This window comes from Streptomyces racemochromogenes (assembly GCF_044129415.1).
GTDB classification, from domain to species: domain Bacteria; phylum Actinomycetota; class Actinomycetes; order Streptomycetales; family Streptomycetaceae; genus Streptomyces; species Streptomyces racemochromogenes_A.
Genome location: NZ_JBBDHD010000274.1, coordinates 1 through 2,314 on the forward strand (window position 1 = coordinate 1; position 2,314 = coordinate 2,314).

The 2,314-nt window shown below is 72.8% G+C and carries 3 protein-coding genes; 1 reads left to right on the forward strand and 2 read right to left on the reverse strand.

The window, feature by feature from the left end; all coding sequences use genetic code 11:
• Positions 1-576, forward strand: a 576-nt coding sequence (locus WDV06_RS36700) for an HAD family acid phosphatase (RefSeq protein WP_395514132.1), incomplete at its 5' end; no start/stop codon positions are given.
• Positions 577-723: 147 nt separating this feature from the next.
• On the opposite strand, the gene WDV06_RS36705 is transcribed toward WDV06_RS36700, so the two are convergent.
• Positions 724-1,401, reverse strand: a complete 678-nt coding sequence (locus tag WDV06_RS36705; RefSeq protein ID WP_395514134.1) for a DUF4360 domain-containing protein — start codon at positions 1,399-1,401, stop codon at positions 724-726.
• A gap of 59 nt (positions 1,402-1,460) precedes the next feature.
• Positions 1,461-2,123 (reverse strand): DUF4360 domain-containing protein, encoded by a 663-nt coding sequence (locus tag WDV06_RS36710; RefSeq protein WP_395514133.1) that lies wholly within the window; start codon positions 2,121-2,123, stop codon positions 1,461-1,463.
• Between the last annotated feature and the right edge of the window lie 191 nt (positions 2,124-2,314).

A 2,314-nucleotide genomic window follows, 5' to 3' on the forward strand; every position in this document is an offset into this window, starting at 1 on the left:
GCCCCGGCCGCGGCGCCCCCCCCGGCCCCCGCGGCGGCCACGGCGTCGGCACCGGGCGGCAACGCGGCGATCCTCGGGATCGACTACGCCACCTGGCAGCGCGACGTGGCCGCCGTCGTCGACGCCGCCCGCCCCGCCATCGAGCAGCGGATCGCGGCCTCCCCGGCCGGCGAGAAGCCCGCGATCGTCCTGGACATCGACAACTCCTCCCTGGAGACGGACTTCCACTGGTTCTGGACGTTCCCGATCCCGGCGATCGAGAAGGTCCGCGCGCTGACCCGGTACGCGAACGACCGCGGGGTGGCGATCTTCTTCGTCACCGCCCGCCCGGGGATCGTGTACTCCCTGACCGAGCGGAACCTCAAGGCGGTCGGCTACCCGGTGACCGGGCTGTACGTGCGCGACCTGCCCGCCCTGTTCGGCGAGGTCAGCGCGTACAAGACGGCCAAGCGCGCCGAGATCGAGGCCCGCGGCTACACGATCATCGCCAACATCGGGAACAACGAGAGCGACCTGGTAGGCGGCCACGCCGAGCGCACGGTCAAGCTCCCGGACTACGGCGGCAAGCTCTCCTGACCCGGCCCGCCGGCGGGAGCCGCGGATCCCGGGCTCCCCAGGCGGTTCGAAGTGCCGCCGCGGCGGGTAGTCATAGCGCATCGAACGGGTGCCGGGCCCGGCCCCTCGCCAGGGGGCCGGGCCCGGCACCCTTTGCCGTTCAGGCCGTCACGCCTTCTTCGGCGCGGGGCACGTCTGCCAGGCCAGGTGGTAGAGGGTGCTGACTCCGGCGTCGGTGGAGTCCATGGCCATGAAGCTGGTGGCCGTCTGCGGGTTCGAGGTGCCGGCGTTCACCCGCAGCTCGGTGTTGATGTTGAAGTTGCGCTTCTCCCCGCACGGCGACCAGACGAGGTCCGCGTACTCCGTCTTGTCGCTGGTCTGCCAGTTGTCGTTGAGCGGGCCGGTGAACGCGTGCGTGCGCTGGGCCGTCTGCGGCATCCCCTGGAAGTAGTAGCTCGCCCGCTCCTGGCCGGACGCCCCGGGCTGGAGGAAGGCGAAGCCCCGGTAGTCGGCCTGGACGATCGCGTAGGTGAACCCGGACGGCACGTGCACGCGCAGGTTGAGCTGGCAGTTCTTGCGGAAGGCGGTGGGCGGGGCGCCGGGGCCGACCTGGGCGAGGTAGTCGCTGTAGGTGACGGTGAAGGCCGTGTTGTCGGGGGCCACGGCGACCTGGGCGGTGCCCTCGCGGCAGCCGGAGCCGTTCACGGTGGCGAGCTCGATCACGATCTTGTCGGGCGGGACGGTGATCGGCGGACGGCCGCCGGCGCCCGGGGCGGCCGCACCGGCGGGGGCGGACGTCGCGAGGAGCGCGGCGGCCGCACCGGCGGTGAGCAGGGTGCGGGACAGGGAATGAGACATCGTTGTCACTCCTGACTCCTGTGGCTTCGCTTCCTGCGGGACCCGCGTCAGGCCGCGGGGCACTCCTTCCACTCGAAGTGGTAGACGGTGCTCACGCTTCCGTCGGTCGAGTCCATGCTCATGAAGCTGAGGTTCTGGGGGCTGGACGTGCCGCCGTAGACCCGCAGTTCGGTGTTGACGTTGAGGTTGCGCTCCTCGCCGCAGGGGGCCCAGACGAGGTCGGCGTAGTCGGTCTGGTCGCCGGCCTGCCAGTTGTCGCTGAAGGGGCCGTTGAACTGGTGTGTGGTGCGGGCCGTCTGGGCGTTGCCCTGGAAGTAGTAGTTCGCGCGCTCCTGGCCGTAGGCGCCGCGCTGGAGGTGGGCGAAGCCGCGGTAGTCGGCGCGGGCGATGGCGTACGTGAAGCCCTGGGGGACGTGGATGCGCAGGGCGAGCTGGCAGTTCTTGCGGAAGTCCGTGCCGCTGGAGCCGGCGCCGGTCTGGGCGAGGTAGTTGCTGTAGGTGACGGTGAAGGCGGTGTTGTCGGAGGCGGCGGCGACGTCGGCGGTCCCCTGCGGGCAGCCGGAGCCGTTGACGCCGGCGACCTCCACGGTGACCCGGCCGGGCGGGGGAAGGGAGGGGGCGGCGGGGGCCTGCGCCTGGGCGGGGGTGGCGAGGGCCGTCAGCGCTGTGACGGTGGCGGCGAGCGCCATTCTGGGGAGGGGCAGGGGCATGCGGGGGCCTCCGTTTCGGGGACGGTGATGGGCATGCACATGCCACCACGCTGGCGCTGGGCCGGGGAGGGTCCGATACGGCCAACGGGCGGGGGCGGGGGCGGGGACCGTACCGGGTGGCCGATTCCGGCGAGCGGGGGCGGCTCCGCCGCCGGTCGGCGGGGTCCGTGCGGGGGGGGGGGGGGGGGGGG